The following is a 15,622-nucleotide window of genomic DNA, read 5'->3' as shown; positions in this document are numbered from 1 at the left end:
CGACCGATGAACCCCATTTCCCTCTTTTGCATTCTCGCCGGCGTGGCGTTGAACGCCGGTGCGCAGTTGCTGCTCAAAGCCGGAACGAATGCGGTTGGACACTTCGAATTCACCCGTGCGAACATCGTGCCGATCGCCTTTCGCATTGCGACGCAGCCGCCGATCATCGGCGGTGTGGCCTGCTATGTGATCAGCCTCGCCGTCTGGATCGTCGGGCTGTCGCGCGTGGATGTGTCGATTGCCTATCCGATGCTGTCGCTCGGCTATGTCGTCAACGCTTTCGCCGCGTGGTATCTGTTCGGCGAGGTGCTGTCGGTGCAGAAACTGGTCGGCATCGGCGTCATTCTGGTGGGCGTGGTGATAGTCGCGCGCAGCTAGCGCGGCCACGAACCAGGCGCAGCGAAGCTGCCGCAAAGATAGCGTAAGCCGGCATCCGCACCGGCTAAGCAAAACGTAAGGTTGATCGCGGTATGCTCCGCGGTTTGCACCCTTTTTAGCCTTGGCCCGGATTTGCGCGTAGTGTGTGTTCACCGCGCCCCTTCAGGCCGCGGCCCTTTCGATCGAGCGAAGTATTCATGACCCAGTCAACCGTTCCGCCTCTGCCGTTCCTGCCGTTCGTCAAGCCGGAGATCGATGAAGAAACGATCCGCGGGGTAGCCGACGTTCTGCGCTCGGGCTGGATCACCACCGGCCCGCAGAACCAGAAGTTCGAGGCGGCGCTCTCTGAATTCTGCGGCGGCCGTCCCGTGCGCACGTTCAACTCCGGTACGGCGACGCTCGAGATCGGACTGCGCATCGCCGGTGTGGGCGAAGGCGACGAAGTGATCACGACGCCCGCCTCATGGGTGTCGACCAGCAACGTCATTTACGAAGTCGGCGCGACGCCGGTGTTCGCCGACATCGACCCGGTCACGCGCAACATCGACCTCGACAAACTCGAGAAGGCGATCACGCCGCGCACCAAGGCGCTGATTCCGGTTTATCTGTCAGGCCTGCCCGTCGACATGGACCGCCTGTACGCGATTGCGCGCGAGCACAAACTGCGTGTGGTGGAAGACGCCGCGCAGGCGTTCGGCTCGACTTGGAACGGCAAGCGCATCGGCGCGATCGGCGACATGGTCTCGTTCAGCTTCCACGCGAACAAGAACCTCACGTCGATCGAAGGCGGCGCACTCGTACTGAACAACGAGGACGAAGCCGTCCTCGCACAGAAATACCGGCTGCAGGGCATCACCCGCACGGGTTTCGACGGCATGGACTGCGACGTGCTCGGCGGCAAATACAATCTGACGGACGTCGCCGCGCGCGTGGGCCTCGGTCAGTTGCCGCACCTCGAACGCTTTCTCGCACAACGCAGGAAACTGGCGCGCGCATACTTCGCCGGCTTCGAGGGCGGCCCGGCACTGAAGCTGGGCGTTGGACTGCCGTTCGCCGACTTCGAGAACAGCAACTGGCACATGTTCCAGATCACATTGCCGCTGGAGAAGCTGTCGATCGACCGCGCCGGTTTCATGGGCCAGTTGAAGGAACGCGGTATCGGTTCGGGCGTGCACTATCCGGCCATTCATCTGTTCTCGCTGTACCGCGCCCGCGGCTTCAAGGAAGGCATGTTCCCGCACGCCGAGCGTTTCGGCGCGACGAACGTCACGTTGCCGCTCTTTACACTGATGAACGAAGGCGACGTAGAGCGCGTGTGCCGCGCGGTCAACGAAATTTGCGAACAATACGGAAAATAAGCGGAAATGATTTATACGGAACAACGCGCCGTCGCACCGGAAGTGTCGATCATCATTCCGGTGTACAACGAGGAAGCCGGACTTGCGGCGCTATTCGCGCGGCTCTATCCGGCGCTCGACGCGCTCGGCACGTCTTATGAAGTGATCTTCATCAACGACGGCAGCCGCGACAAATCCGCCGCGCTGCTCGCCGAGCAGTTCCGCGCGCGCCCCGACACGACCCGCGTCATCCTGCTGAACGGCAACTACGGGCAGCACATGGCGATTCTCGCGGGTTTCGAACAGTCGCGCGGCGAGATCGTCATTACGCTCGACGCCGACCTGCAAAACCCGCCGGAAGAAATCGGCAAGCTGGTCAACAAGATGCGCGAAGGCTTCGACTACGTCGGCACGATTCGTCTGCAACGTCAGGACAGCTTGTGGCGCCGCAAGGCTTCGCGCGTGATGAACCGGCTGCGCGAGCGCATCACACGCATCAAGATGACCGATCAGGGCTGCATGCTGCGCGCGTACAGCCGCCACATCATCGACACGATCAATCGCTGCGGCGAAATCAACACGTTCATTCCGGCGCTCGCGTACACCTTCGCGCAGAATCCCGTCGAGATCGAAGTCGCGCACGAGGAGCGCTTTGCCGGCGAATCGAAGTACTCGCTCTATTCGCTGATCCGACTGAATTTCGACCTCGTGACCGGCTTCTCGGTCGTGCCGCTGCAGTGGCTGTCGTTCATCGGCGTGATCCTGTCGCTCGGCTCCGCGGCGTTGTTCGTGCTGCTGCTGATACGGCGCTTCATCATCGGGGCGGAAGTTCAGGGTGTGTTCACGCTGTTCGCCATTACGTTCTTCCTGCTCGGCGTGATCATCTTCGCGCTCGGGCTGCTCGGCGAATATATCGGCCGGATCTACCAACAGGTGCGCGCGCGTCCGCGCTATCTGGTGCAGACCATTCTCGAACAGCGCGACGGCGCGGCCGTGGTTGAAATGCCGCGTCAAACCGTCGTGCAGGCGATTCAACCGGCGCCGCTCGCCGACCATCAAGGCGAGGGCCCGAACCGATGAAACCGCGCGCCGTCGTATTCGCGTATCACAACGTCGGCGTGCGCTGCCTGCAAGTACTGCTCGCGCGCGGCGTCGACGTGGCGCTCGTCGTCACACACGAAGACAGCCCTACCGAAAACATCTGGTTCGGCAGCGTGGCGACGGTCGCGGCCGAGCACGGCATTCCTGTGGTGACTCCGGCAGACCCGAAGAGTCCCGAATTGCGAGCGGCCGTCAGCGCGGCACATCCCGACTTCATCTTCTCGTTCTACTACCGCCACATGCTGCCGGTCGATCTGCTCGCGCTCGCCGCGCGCGGGGCCTACAACATGCATGGCTCACTGTTGCCGAAGTACCGCGGCCGCGTGCCCACCAACTGGGCGGTGCTGCACGGTGAAACCGAAACCGGCGCGACGCTGCACGAAATGGCCGCGAAGCCTGACGCGGGCGCGATCATCGCGCAAACGCCAGTGCCGATTCTGCCCGACGACACCGCGGCGCAAGTGTTCGACAAAGTCACGGTGGCCGCGGAACAGACGCTGTGGCGCGTCCTGCCGGCGTTGCTCGCCGGCGAAGCGCCGCATCTGCCGAACGATCTTTCGCACGGCAGCTACTACGGCGGGCGCAAGCCGGAGGACGGCCGCATCGACTGGACACAGCCGGCTCAACAGGTCTACAACCTGATCCGCGCAGTCGCGCCGCCCTATCCCGGCGCGTTCACCGACATCGACGGCCGGCGTTTCGTCGTCGCGCGCGCGCGGCTTGCGGCGCCGGGCGCGCTTCGCCCGGATTTGCCGCCGGGCCTGCACGTAGGCGATAATGGCGTTTTCGCGATATGCGGCGACGGTCGCGCGATCGCCATCCACGAATTGCGGCATCAGCACGACGGCACTGAAACCGTCGTCACTCCGGCCACATTCGCCCAGCTCATTCAAACTCCCCGACATTTATGAAGAAAGTCCTGATCCTGGGTGTGAACGGCTTCATCGGCCATCACCTGTCCAAACGCATTCTCGAAACGACCGATTGGGAAGTCTTCGGAATGGACATGCAGACCGAACGTCTGGGCGATCTCATCAATCATGAGCGGATGCACTTCTTCGAAGGCGACATCACGATCAACAAGGAGTGGGTCGAATATCACGTCAAGAAGTGCGATGTGATTCTGCCGCTGGTCGCGATCGCCACGCCGGCTACCTACGTGAAGCAGCCGCTGCGCGTGTTCGAACTCGACTTCGAAGCGAACCTGCCGATCGTGCGTTCGGCGGTCAAGTACGGCAAGCATCTGGTATTTCCGTCGACCTCCGAGGTCTACGGCATGTGCACGGACGAGCAATTCGATCCGGAAGAATCGCAACTGTCGTACGGTCCGATCAACAAGCCGCGCTGGATCTACGCGTGCTCGAAGCAGTTGATGGACCGCGTGATCTGGGGCTACGGCATGGAGGGTTTGAACTTCACGCTGTTCCGTCCGTTCAACTGGATCGGCCCGGGCCTCGACTCGATCTACACGCCGAAGGAAGGCAGCTCGCGCGTGGTCACGCAGTTCCTCGGCCACATCGTGCGGGGCGAGAACATCAGCCTCGTCGACGGCGGCGCACAAAAGCGCGCGTTCACGGATATCGACGACGGCATCGGCGCGCTGATGAAGATCATCGAGAACAAGGACGGCGTCGCAACGGGCAAGATCTACAACATCGGCAACCCGACCAATAACTTCTCGGTGCGTGAACTCGCGCACAAGATGCTGACGCTCGCCGCGGAATTCCCGGAATACGCGGACACCGCGAAAAAAGTCCAGCTGGTCGAAACGTCGTCGGGCGCGTATTACGGCGCCGGCTATCAGGACGTACAGAATCGCGTGCCGAAGATCGACAATACGATGCAGGAACTCGGCTGGGCGCCGAAGTCCACCTTCGACGAAGCGCTGCGCAAGATTTTCGAAGCGTATCGCGGCCACGTCGGCGAAGCACGCGCGCTCGTCGAACAGCAGTAAGGGCTGATCCTTGGCCCGAATCGTCCTGAAGATCGACGTCGACACGCTGCGCGGCACACGCGAAGGCGTGCCGAATCTCGCGCGTATTTTCGACCGCTTCAAGGCGCGCGCTACTTTCCTCTTCAGCCTCGGCCCCGATCACACTGGTTGGGCGATGCGCCGTGTGCTGCGGCCGGGCTTTTTGCAGAAGGTGTCGCGCACGTCGGTGGTCGAGCACTACGGGCTCAAGCAGTTGATGTACGGCGTGCTGCTGCCGGGACCGGACATTGGAGCCAAGGCGTCGGCGGAAATGCGGGCGATCCACGAAGCCGGTTTCGAGTGCGGCATTCATACCTGGGATCACGTGTACTGGCAGGACAACGTGCGCTCGAAAGATCGTGCGTGGACGTCGGCGCAAATGCGGAGAAGCCGCGACCGTTTCACCGAAATCTTCGGTGCGCCGCCCGTCACGCACGGCGCGGCCGGATGGCAGATGAACGGCCATGCGTTCGAGCAGATCGACGCGTGGGGCATGCACTACGCGTCCGACGGCCGGGGTCATTCGCCGTATTTCCCTGTGGTCGACGGAAGAACGCTCGCGCACGTGCAGATGCCGACCACGCTGCCAACGCTGGACGAAGTACTCGGCGTGGACGGCGTGGACGAACACAACGTCGCGGCCTTCATGCTGAAGCACACAGAAAATAATCCGCACGATCAGGTGTTCACGCTGCACGCGGAACTCGAGGGCCAGAAGCTCGCGCCGATCTTCGAACAGTTGCTGGAAGGCTGGCGTGCACAAGGCCACACGTTTGCGACCATGGGCGATTACTACGCCACGCTGGACCGCGGCGCGCTGCCATCGTACCCTGTTACGTGGGGCGAAATTCCAGGGCGCTCCGGCGAGCTGATCGTCCAGCCGTGACTGGCCGCCCGGCATGCTGACTTCACGCAGCCGTTGAGTTGCTGTCCGGCAGCCCGTCCTGACCACCCAACCGCCACGCGAGAACATGCGCGCACCGGTAGCCCCTTCCCCCAACTCGATGCCAGGCCGACGCCGCCTTGTCGGATTCACACCGCGCCGCCGCCTATAACAACCGGAGAACCTCGTGTCCATCGCAGTCGACCAACCCATCCCCGACTTCACCGCTCCCGCCACCGGAGGCGAGATCACGCTGTCCAAACTGCGGGGCAAGAAGGTGGTGCTGTATTTCTATCCGAAGGACAACACGCCCGGCTGCACGACCGAAGGTCTGCAGTTCCGCGATCTCTATCCGAAGTTCAAGAAGGCCGGCGCGGAAATCATCGGCGTGTCGCGCGATAGCCTGCGCTCGCATGACAACTTCAAGGCAAAGCTCGAATTGCCGTTCCCGTTGATCTCCGACCCGGAAGAAAAGCTGTGCGCGCTCTTCAACGTCATCAAAATGAAGAAAATGTATGGCAAAGAAGTACGGGGAATCGAGCGCTCCACGTTTCTCATCGATAGTGACGGCGTGCTGCGCACGGAGTGGCGCGGCGTGAAAGTGCCCGGGCATGTCGACGAGATTCTGGAGGCTGTACAAGCGCTTTGAGGCGCGTTATATTGGGTTGCAATGAGTGCCTGTCCACCCCAAAATTTTCGTCGCTGCGCCACATTCGACGGCTGCTTTGCCGGATTCATCGGGTCCGTCGGAGTCGTCAGGCGCAATGCGAACACCGTAGGCGAGCCGCTTGCCCCGTACGCCGGGGCGGCGGCTTTTTTATTGCGCGCAGCCGTTCGTTCACTCGGCCGCGCGTTCATCGTTAAGGAGCCGATCGAAGACCAGGCGAACCGGCATCTCTAGACCGAATGCGCGCCTCCGGGCGCAAACTGCGTGCGCAACATCGGCACGGGCAGAATGCGACAGGCGGCGCACGATATGTGACCCGATTATTTCGAGGGAAACCATGCCTTTGCCTACCCCCCCCAGCAAGCTCGGCAATCTCCTGCCGCCTGACGAATACAAAGCCAAAGCCGCCGCACCGGCGCGCTCCGCTTCGAAGAAACAGGCCGAAGGCGAATCCGCGGAGCCGGCCGATTACGGCCGCGCGAACGTCGCCACACCCATGGCGCACGCTGCCAATGCCGCGACCACGTTGCGACCGGTGCCGGCATCGTCGGCGGCCGTAACGGGGACCGCAGCCGACGAGGCCGTTCAGGCACGCGGCGCGTCGGGCTCCGGGCGCAAGACGAGGCAAACCGCCGCGCTGCTGCAACCGGTTCCCGCTGCCCGTCCGCAAGCCGAACCCGCCGCCGAGCCGCAGCCGGCCGTCGCGCGCACGCCGAGCGCGAAGCAGCCCACGGCGAGCACGCCGGCCGCCGCGCCTACCGCGCGCGGCACGAGTAAAAAACGCGGCACCGCCGCCGAGCCGGTCGAAGTCCAGAAGCTCTTCGTGCTCGACACGAACGTGTTGATGCACGACCCGAGCTGCCTGTTCCGTTTCGAGGAACACGACGTCTATCTGCCGATGATGACGTTGGAAGAACTCGACAACCATAAGAAAGGCATGTCGGAAGTCGCGCGCAACGCTCGTCAGGTGAGCCGCACGCTGGACGCACTGGTCGCGAACGCGGGCAACATGTCTGAGGGCATTTCGCTCGCGCGTCTGGGCAGCCGCGAGGCGTCCGGGCGTCTGTATTTCCAGACCAAGCTGACCGCGATCGAACCGGTTGAAGGTCTGCCGGAAGGCAAAGCCGACAACCAGATTCTGGGTGTCGTGCGTGCGTTGCAGCGCGACCGGATGGATCGCCAGGTCGTGCTGGTGTCGAAAGACATCAACATGCGCATCAAGGCGCATGCGCTCGGCCTGCCCGCCGAAGATTACTTCAATGACCAGGTGCTCGAAGACAGCGACCTGCTGTATTCGGGCATCCGCGCGCTGCCGCAGGATTTCTGGACCAAGCACGCAAAGGGCATGGAAAGCTGGCAGGACACCAAGACGGGCACTACGTATTACCGTGTGACCGGTCCGCTGTGCCCGTCGATGCTCGTCAACGAATTCGTTTATCTCGAGCCGCAGAACGGCGAGCCGGCGTTCCACGCGTTGGTGCGCGAGTTGAACGGCAAGACAGCGCTACTGCAAACGCTGCGCGACTATGGCCATCACAAAAACAACGTGTGGGGCATTACGGCGCGCAACCGCGAGCAGAACTTCGCGCTGAATCTGTTGATGAACCCTGAGATCGACTTCGTGACGCTGCTCGGCCAGGCCGGCACCGGCAAGACACTCGTTGCGCTCGCGGCGGGTCTCGCACAGGTGCTGGACGACAAGCGCTATAACGAGATCATCGTGACGCGCGCCACGGTGCCGGTTGGCGAAGACATCGGCTTTCTGCCCGGCACGGAAGAGGAAAAAATGCAGCCGTGGATGGGCGCCTTCGACGACAACCTCGAAGTGCTGCAGAAAACCGACGACGCAGCCGGCGAATGGGGCCGCGCCGCGACTCAGGAACTGATTCGCTCGCGCCTGAAGATCAAGAGCATGAACTTCATGCGCGGACGGACGTTCGTCGATAAGTACTTGATCATCGACGAGGCGCAGAACCTGACGCCCAAGCAGATGAAAACGCTGGTCACCCGCGCGGGTCCCGGCACGAAGATTATCTGCCTCGGCAATATCGCGCAGATCGACACGCCTTATCTGACGGAAGGCAGTTCGGGCTTGACGTATGTGGTCGACCGTTTCAAGGGTTGGGCGCACAGCGGTCACGTGACGCTCGCCCGCGGCGAGCGTTCGCGCCTTGCCGATTACGCGTCCGAAATCCTTTAAGAATCAATTAGCTGGCTGTACCTCGGAGCCGCGCCCGGAACATTCCGGGCGCGGCTTTTTTATTGCCGCGGCGTCTTTGGCCAGCAACACTTAGCGCACGAACTTCAAGTAATTTGTCAAGACTTCTTGCGGCTTCCGCATTTCACCGGCTACCATCCGGACATCGTCCGTCATTAAACGAGCGTTTACCGCTTTACTCTTTCATGCGCCGACTTGCGTTCTCGCTGCTGACCGTGTTGCTGCTCGCCGCCTGTGCCGGCGCGCCGCAGAAGACGTCGTCGCGCGGTTCGTCAGGCGCCGTTACCGTCACAAACGGGGCGTACCGCGCGCCGCCACCGGGTTTCCCCAACTTCGTCGACCACAGCATTGGCCGCGAGGAAATTTCTATTCAGGCAATGAGCCTGGTCGGCGTGCCCTACCGTTGGGGCGGCAACACGCCGGATAGCGGCTTTGATTGCAGCGGCCTGGTTCGCTATGTGGTGTCGCGCGCGGCGTCGGTGAATCTGCCTCGCACGACCGCCGATATGAGCGGACGCGGCGAATCGGTCGAACCGGACGAGATCGCGCCCGGCGATCTGATTTTTTTCAACACGACCGGTCGCGCGCACTCGCACGTGGGCATTTATGTGGGCAAGCTGCGCTTTGTCAACGCGCCGTCGACGGGCGGCACTGTGCGGCTCGATTATCTGACCAATCCTTATTGGGCAAAGCGCTTCGACGGCATTCGCCGGGTGGCCGGACCGGCCGCGAAGCCGGTGCCGTTCGACGCGCCTAGTTACCAGGCGGCAGCGCCGCAGACGGAGCGTGCGGTAACACAGGCGGCGAGCACGGCAGATCGCAGCGGCGAAGCGCCGGCGGCGAACGCACCGTTGGCTTCGACTCGAGCAGTTCCCGTCTATGCGACCGGTTCGTCGGCCTCCCCAGTAACGGCTCGCGCTGGCGCCGAGCCGCGCGCGCCAGCGACTGCGGCGGCGGAACCGACCCTTGCGGCCCTTGCGGCAACGGCGGCAACGCGCGCGCCGCAAGCCGATCCCTTCGAACCTCCGCCACCGGCTATGAGCGCGGCGCAGATTCAGGCGCGCGCAGCAGGCGCGGTGTCGCCGACGCCTGCTCTGTCTGCTCAGGCCAGTGGGTATGACGGCGGCGCGAGCGCACAGGCTCAACGGCCAGCCGCTGCAGGTACCCCGCCCGTTTCCCAAACGGCCGTCGCGCGAGGAGCCGATGCAATCGACGCAGCCGCCGATGCGTTCGAGCCGCCACCGCCCTCTTCAGTCGCAACTCGTCAGGCACGCCAGGCGCGGCAGGCAGACGCGGCAGAACGCACACCGGGCGATAACGGCAGCGTGCAGATCATGCGAGCCTCGACGGCGTCACGAGGCGTCGCGGCCCCATCGCAAACGAACGACGACCCGATCGCCCGGTTTGCCAACGGAAACTTCTAGCTAGCCGACCTACCCGGCCCGTGCGCCGTCACGCATGCGCACGGCTGAAATGGCGTTGGGCCCTTGGCGTTGCGAGGGGTCACAAAGTGGCCGTACTCTCTTCACCGCCAGCAGCATCGGTCACGACAAGGCGCTCAGACATGCGGATTGAGCTCTTCGAGTGTGATGGGCGCGGTGCCGATTTTCCCGACGACGACACCGGCGGCCGCGTTAGCGAGGCGCGCTGCACTTTCCATGTCTTGGCCGGCAGCCAGCGCGGCGGCCATGGTGGCAATCACTGTGTCGCCCGCGCCGGATACGTCGTAGACCTCGCGCGCCTGTGCGGGAATACGAACATGCCGGTTGCCGATAACGAGGCTCATGCCCTCCTCGGATCGCGTAACGAGCAACGCGCCCAGTTCCAGATCGTCGCGCAGTTTGAAGGCGCGCCGCTCGAAGTCCGACTCGCCATTCCACTTTCCTGCGGCCTGCGCGAATTCATCTCGGTTCGGCGTAACGACGCTCGCGCCGCGGTATATCGAGTAGTCCGGTCCCTTCGGATCGATCAGAATGCACGCGTTCGCCGCCCGCGCGTCGCCCATCATCATGCGTAGGTGCGCGAGGCCGCCTTTGCCGTAATCCGAGAACACGACGGTCTTGCAGGTCTTCAGCTTCTCCCGGAACTGGGCCACTAGCGGAAACAACAACTCGTGGTCCGGACGCTGTTCGAAGTCAGCGCGCACGATTTGCTGGTTGCGTGAAATGACGCGAAGCTTCACGGTGGTTTGCAACGCCGGATCGCGGACGAACGCGCAATGAACATTGCGAGATTCCAGCAAAGACTGCAAGGCACGCCCATCGTGATCGTCGCCCACGACCGACAACAGCGTTGTCTGAACACCGAGGTTCACCGCGTTGACGGCGACGTTCGCCGCGCCGCCCGCCACGTCTCGCGTGCGCTGAACGTGAACTACCGGCACGGGTGCCTCCGGCGAAATACGCGTGCTGTCTCCAAACCAGTAGCGATCCAGCATGACGTCACCCGCGACGATGACGGAAGCCGATGAGCAGTCTAGACGCACTTCAGGATTCCTTTGAGATGTTGTTGACGACGTTTCAAAACGCGGTGTGCGGAAGGCGCATCAACCGCTTCCGGCTTCGCTGGCCGCCTTGCCGGCTGGGGCCGGTTCATAGCAACCACAGGTAGACGTCGCCGCGCAGTAGGCCGGGGAGGCCGAGATAGCCTTGTCGTAGCTCGTGATAAAGACCAGCAACCCGGACAGCGCAGCTAGTCAAATGATGCCCCAATCGGCTTCTCATAATTCGTTATCCTGAATTAATAGTCGCGATCGGCGAACAAGTCGCGTGTGCCAGGCGCGCGGACATTCTCTTACATAAGATGGCGAGCCAAAGCCGTCTAAAGTTTTCACACCAACATCACGGCAATCAGATTCGTGCGATTTCCACACGCGCAAGCGAGGTCCGCAGTCGCGGCTCGGCCAGCACACGTTGGCCGCCGATCTGCTATCGTCATCGGTATTCTTCCGAACGGGTGGCGACAATGGATCTCGGGCTGAAAGACAAAGTGGTGCTGATCACGGGCGGCAGCAAGGGAATCGGCTTTGCGTGCGCCCGGGCTTTCGCGCTGGAAGGTGCGAAGGTGGCAATCGTTTCGCGTGATCCCGCCAATCTGGCGCGCGCCTACGAACAGCTGAAACAGGAAGGCTTGCACGTGCATCGCACGCGCGCCGATCTGCATGAGCCGCATAGCGCCGCCGACATCGTCGAGGAAGTGAGCACGGCCGTCGGCCCGATCGACGTGCTCGTCAACAGCGCCGGCGCGGCGCGGCGCTACGACCCCGAAACGCTCGATGCAGACGCGTTTCGCGCCACGATGGAAGCGAAGTATTTCCCTTACATCTACCCGCAGCAGGAAGTGCTGCGCCGCATGGCCGAGCGCGCGAAAAGCGGCGATCGTGGCGAACCCGGCACGATCGTCAACATCATCGGCATGGGCGGGAAGATTGCGAGCGACATCCATATCGCCGGCGGCGCCGCCAACGCTGCACTGATGCTGGCCACGGTCGGCCTCGCCCACTACTACGCGCGCTACGGCATTCGCATTAACGCGATCAATCCGGGAGCAACGCTCACTGAGCGCGTCGAAGAAGCAGTCAAGCTCGAAGCAACGCAACAAGGCATTCAGAGCGCCGAAGCGCTCGCGCGTGGCCAGGCCAGAGTGCCGCTCGGGCGTTACGCAAAACCGGAGGAAATCGCAGATGTCGCGCTGTTTCTGGCGAGCCGCCGTGCGAGCTATGTGACGGGCGCGATCGTCCCGATGGATGGAGGCAGCGCGCCGCTAATCTGAGCAACGCGCCGTGCGTCGAGCCTGTACCACGGCGCTGCGGCTGCGGGCGAACGGTCCTGCCGTCCGGCCCGGAGCCTGCCAGTTACAGGAAGTGGTGGCCGAACCACCAGGCGGCGGCTGCGAGCGCCGCTGACGCCGGGATCGTCAGAATCCATGCCCAGACGATGTTGCCGGCCACGCCCCAGCGGACCGCGCTCAGCTTCTGCGTCGCGCCCACGCCGACGATCGCGCCGGTGATCGTGTGCGTGGTGGATACCGGAATACCGAGCCAGGACGCGGTGAACAACGTGATCGCCCCGCCCGATTCGGCACAAAAACCGCCTACGGGCTTGAGCTTGGTGATTTTCTGACCCATGGTACGGACGATTCGCCAGCCGCCGAACAATGTGCCAACCCCCATCGACAGATAGCAGCCGCCGATCACCCACAGCGGTGGCGCCTCCGCGATCGACGACGCGTAGCCGGTTGCGATCAGCAGCATCCAGATAATGCCGATGGTTTTCTGCGCGTCGTTACCGCCGTGGCCAAGGCTGTACAGACCCGCCGACACGAGTTGCAGACGCCGGAAGCGCCGGTCGACCTTGCTCGGCGGCGTACGGAAATAGATCCACGACACAGCCAGCATAAAAAACGAACCGAGCACAAACCCGAGCAGCGGCGAAATGAAAATGAACGCCACCGTCTTGAGCAATCCGTCGAAGTTGAGCGAACCCCAGCCAGACTTGGCAAGCGCCGAGCCGACGAGGCCGCCGATCAGTGCGTGCGACGAACTCGACGGAATGCCGTAGTGCCACGTGATCACGTTCCAGCCGATCGCACCCACCAAGGCGCCGAAAATCACGTAATGATCAACGATGCCTGGGTCTATCGTGCCTTTGCCGACAGTTGCGGCCACTTTGAGGTGAAACACGAAATATGCGACGACGTTGAACGCGGCGGCGAAAGCCACTGCCTGCTGCGGCTTCAGAACGCCTGTCGAGACGACGGTGGCAATCGAGTTGGCCGCGTCGTGAAAGCCATTCATGAAGTCGAAAATGAGCGCGACGGCGACCAGGCCGGCCACGACCCAGATAGCGAGTTGTATCGATTGCATTATGCGTTTTCCAGCACGATGCCTTCGATGATGTTTGCTACGTCTTCACACTTGTCCGTGATCGTTTCAAGCAATTCGTAAATGGCTTTGAGCTTGATCAGGGTTTTGACGTTGTCTTCTTCGCGGAACAGCTTGGACATGGCCGAGCGCAACACCCGGTCGGCCTCGGACTCCAGCCGGTCGATGTCCTCGCACGCTTTCAGAATCTGGCTCGCCTGCTTCATGTCGGACAACAGGCTGACGGCGAATTGCACCCGCTCCGAAGTCGCCGTGCAGATGTGCGCAAGCTGGCTTGCCTCGGAGGTGACCGACTGGACGTCGTAAAGGGAAATAGCGGTGGCGACGTCCTCCATCAAATCGAGGATGTCGTCCATCGTGGTGATGAGCTTATGGATCTCATCGCGGTCGAGCGGCGTGATGAAGGTCTTGTGCAGCAGGTCGATGGTTTCGTGCGTGAGTTTGTCTGCAGCCTTCTCGGCTTTCTGCACGTTTTGCTTATGAGTTTCGGCGTCTTGCAGGTTGTCGATCAGGAGCTCGAGTTCGCGGCTCGCCGAGACGATGCACTGTGCGTGCGCATTGAAAATATCAAAGAACTTGCCCTCGGTGGGCATGAATCGACCGAACATTGGGATCCCGAAAATTGGTCACTTAATGGCTGACATAAAACCGCCATATTGTACCGTTGCGGGCCCGATGTAGCACTTTGCAAAGCGCGGTTACAACAGCGCCTATTGCGTTTGCGCGATTTTCCGGTCGCGCCGCCGCTATTTCCGGTTAATCGCCGTAGAAATTTTGCGCGCCCGCAAAGTTGTCGAACTTCGTGTATTGGCCGTGGAACGTGAGTCGAACCGGTCCGATCGGGCCGTTCCGCTGCTTGCCGATAATGATTTCAGCCGTGCCTTTATCCTGGCTGTCGGGGTTATACACTTCGTCGCGGTAGATGAACAGGATCACGTCGGCGTCCTGCTCGATAGCGCCCGATTCCCGCAGATCCGACATGATCGGCCGCTTGTTCGGACGTTGCTCCAGACCGCGATTGAGCTGCGACAAAGCGATGACTGGCACGTCCAGCTCTTTCGCGAGGCTCTTGAGCGATCGCGATATTTCCGAGATTTCGGTCGCGCGGTTTTCACCCGACGACGATCCGCTCATCAACTGCAGGTAGTCGATGATAATGAGCCCGAGCTTTCCGCACTGACGCGACAGACGCCGCGCGCGCGAGCGCAATTCCATCGGATTCAGACCGCCGGTTTCGTCAATGAAAATTTGCGCCTCGCTCATTTTCTGCACGGCGTGCGTGAGCTTCGGCCAATCCTCGTCGGTCAGGCGGCCGGTTCGCATGCGGTGCTGATCGAGGCGGCCGACTGAGCCGAGCATACGCATGGTGAGCTGAGAGCCCGGCATTTCCATTGAGAACACAGCGACCGGCAAGCCGTATTCGACCGCGACGTACTCGCCGATGTTCATCGAAAACGCCGTCTTACCCATCGACGGACGTCCCGCAACAATGATCAGCTCGCCGCCGTGCATGCCCGAAGTCATGCGGTCGAGGTCGACAAAACCGGTCGGCGTGCCCGTCACGTCGCTCGGATTCGCCGTGTGATACAGCGTGTCAATCCGCTCGACGACCTGAGTCAGCAGCGGGCCGATTTCAAGAAAGCCCTGCGTGCCACGCGCGCCGTCTTCCGCGATCGAGAACACCTTCGATTCCGCCTCGTCCAGCAATTGCCGGACTTCCTTGCCTTGCGGATTGAAAGCGTCGGCCGAGATCTCGTCGGCGACGGAAACCAGCCGACGCAGTACCGCGCGGTCACGCACGATTTCCGCATACCGCCGGATATTCGCCGCGCTCGGCGTGTTCTGCGCGAGTGCGTTCAGGTACGCGAGGCCACCGACCTCTTCCGCCTTGCCCGATGTTCCGAGCGCTTCGTAAACGGTAATGACGTCGGCCGGACGCGTCGCCGCGATGAGCTTGCCGATGTGCTCGTAGATGATGCGGTGATCGTAGCGATAGAAGTCGCTTTGCGACAGGAAATCGGCAATCCGGTCCCATGCGGCGTTGTCCAACAGCAAACCGCCCAGCACCGATTGCTCGGCCTCGATCGAATGCGGCGGGACTTTCAGCGACTCGAGTTGGGGATCTTTGGACGGTGCGTTCATGGAGAGGAATTATCGTGGAAATCAGGCGACCGCGGCCAGCGG

15 protein-coding genes are annotated in these 15,622 nt (G+C 62.2%); 11 read left to right on the top strand and 4 right to left on the bottom strand.

Annotated features, from left to right (window positions below; translation table 11 throughout):
* The first annotated feature begins 6 nt into the window (after nucleotides 1-6).
* From J2W46_RS16250 to J2W46_RS16210, 9 genes are all read left to right on the top strand, one after another.
* The gene (locus J2W46_RS16250) at nucleotides 7-378 is read left to right on the top strand and encodes an SMR family transporter (protein ID WP_020065824.1); all 372 of its coding nucleotides are present in this window, start codon (nucleotides 7-9) and stop codon (nucleotides 376-378) included.
* Nucleotides 379-575: 197 nt separating this feature from the next.
* Entirely contained in the window at nucleotides 576-1,736 is a 1,161-nt protein-coding gene (locus tag J2W46_RS16245; RefSeq protein WP_310354994.1) for a DegT/DnrJ/EryC1/StrS family aminotransferase, read from the top strand.
* 6 nt (nucleotides 1,737-1,742) lie between these two features.
* Nucleotides 1,743-2,795, top strand: a complete 1,053-nt coding sequence (locus J2W46_RS16240; protein WP_088174583.1) for a glycosyltransferase — start codon at nucleotides 1,743-1,745, stop codon at nucleotides 2,793-2,795.
* Nucleotides 2,792-3,727, top strand: a complete 936-nt coding sequence (locus J2W46_RS16235) for a formyltransferase (protein ID WP_087750970.1) — start codon at nucleotides 2,792-2,794, stop codon at nucleotides 3,725-3,727. The genes J2W46_RS16240 and J2W46_RS16235 overlap by 4 nt, the downstream gene beginning before the upstream one ends.
* Nucleotides 3,724-4,770: a bifunctional UDP-4-keto-pentose/UDP-xylose synthase gene (locus tag J2W46_RS16230; RefSeq protein WP_020065820.1), complete on the top strand. Its 1,047-nt coding sequence runs from the start codon at nucleotides 3,724-3,726 to the stop codon at nucleotides 4,768-4,770. Before J2W46_RS16235 ends, J2W46_RS16230 begins: the two co-directional genes overlap by 4 nt.
* A 10-nt stretch (nucleotides 4,771-4,780) precedes the next feature.
* Nucleotides 4,781-5,674, top strand: a complete 894-nt coding sequence (locus J2W46_RS16225) for a polysaccharide deacetylase family protein (RefSeq protein WP_310354990.1) — start codon at nucleotides 4,781-4,783, stop codon at nucleotides 5,672-5,674.
* 184 nt (nucleotides 5,675-5,858) lie between these two features.
* Nucleotides 5,859-6,320 (top strand): peroxiredoxin, encoded by a 462-nt coding sequence (locus J2W46_RS16220; protein ID WP_020065818.1) that lies wholly within the window; start codon nucleotides 5,859-5,861, stop codon nucleotides 6,318-6,320.
* A 355-nt stretch (nucleotides 6,321-6,675) separates the two neighbouring features.
* Complete coding sequence (locus J2W46_RS16215; protein ID WP_288823875.1) at nucleotides 6,676-8,538, top strand: PhoH family protein; 1,863 nt, start codon at nucleotides 6,676-6,678, stop codon at nucleotides 8,536-8,538.
* 203 nt (nucleotides 8,539-8,741) lie between these two features.
* A complete protein-coding gene (locus J2W46_RS16210) occupies nucleotides 8,742-9,980 on the top strand; it encodes an NlpC/P60 family protein (protein ID WP_310354987.1) in 1,239 nt (412 codons plus the stop codon).
* A gap of 134 nt (nucleotides 9,981-10,114) precedes the next feature.
* Here J2W46_RS16210 and rfaE1 read toward each other — a convergent pair whose 3' ends face one another.
* Entirely contained in the window at nucleotides 10,115-11,041 is a 927-nt protein-coding gene (rfaE1, locus tag J2W46_RS16205) for a D-glycero-beta-D-manno-heptose-7-phosphate kinase (RefSeq protein ID WP_310354985.1), read from the bottom strand.
* A 479-nt stretch (nucleotides 11,042-11,520) separates the two neighbouring features.
* On the opposite strand from rfaE1, the gene J2W46_RS16200 reads away from it, so the two are divergent.
* Complete coding sequence (locus J2W46_RS16200) at nucleotides 11,521-12,327, top strand: SDR family NAD(P)-dependent oxidoreductase (RefSeq protein ID WP_027775182.1); 807 nt, start codon at nucleotides 11,521-11,523, stop codon at nucleotides 12,325-12,327.
* Nucleotides 12,328-12,409: 82 nt separating this feature from the next.
* Here J2W46_RS16200 and J2W46_RS16195 read toward each other — a convergent pair whose 3' ends face one another.
* Both J2W46_RS16195 and J2W46_RS16190 read right to left on the bottom strand, forming a co-directional pair.
* Entirely contained in the window at nucleotides 12,410-13,420 is a 1,011-nt protein-coding gene (locus tag J2W46_RS16195; RefSeq protein ID WP_020065812.1) for an inorganic phosphate transporter, read from the bottom strand.
* Nucleotides 13,420-13,980 carry a DUF47 domain-containing protein gene (locus tag J2W46_RS16190; protein ID WP_310355237.1) on the bottom strand — a complete coding sequence of 187 codons (561 nt, stop codon included), beginning with the start codon at nucleotides 13,978-13,980 and terminating at the stop codon, nucleotides 13,420-13,422. Before J2W46_RS16190 ends, J2W46_RS16195 begins: the two co-directional genes overlap by 1 nt.
* Here J2W46_RS16190 and J2W46_RS16185 point away from each other — a divergent pair.
* Entirely contained in the window at nucleotides 13,918-14,079 is a 162-nt protein-coding gene (locus tag J2W46_RS16185) for a hypothetical protein (protein ID WP_310355260.1), read from the top strand. The genes J2W46_RS16190 and J2W46_RS16185 overlap by 63 nt on opposite strands.
* A 115-nt stretch (nucleotides 14,080-14,194) precedes the next feature.
* On the opposite strand, the gene J2W46_RS16180 is transcribed toward J2W46_RS16185, so the two are convergent.
* Entirely contained in the window at nucleotides 14,195-15,580 is a 1,386-nt protein-coding gene (locus J2W46_RS16180) for a replicative DNA helicase (protein ID WP_020065810.1), read from the bottom strand.
* Nucleotides 15,581-15,622 lie beyond the last annotated feature (42 nt).

This window comes from Paraburkholderia strydomiana (genome assembly GCF_031456815.1).
GTDB lineage: Bacteria > Pseudomonadota > Gammaproteobacteria > Burkholderiales > Burkholderiaceae > Paraburkholderia > Paraburkholderia caledonica.
This window is presented reverse-complemented; position numbering and strand designations above follow the sequence as displayed.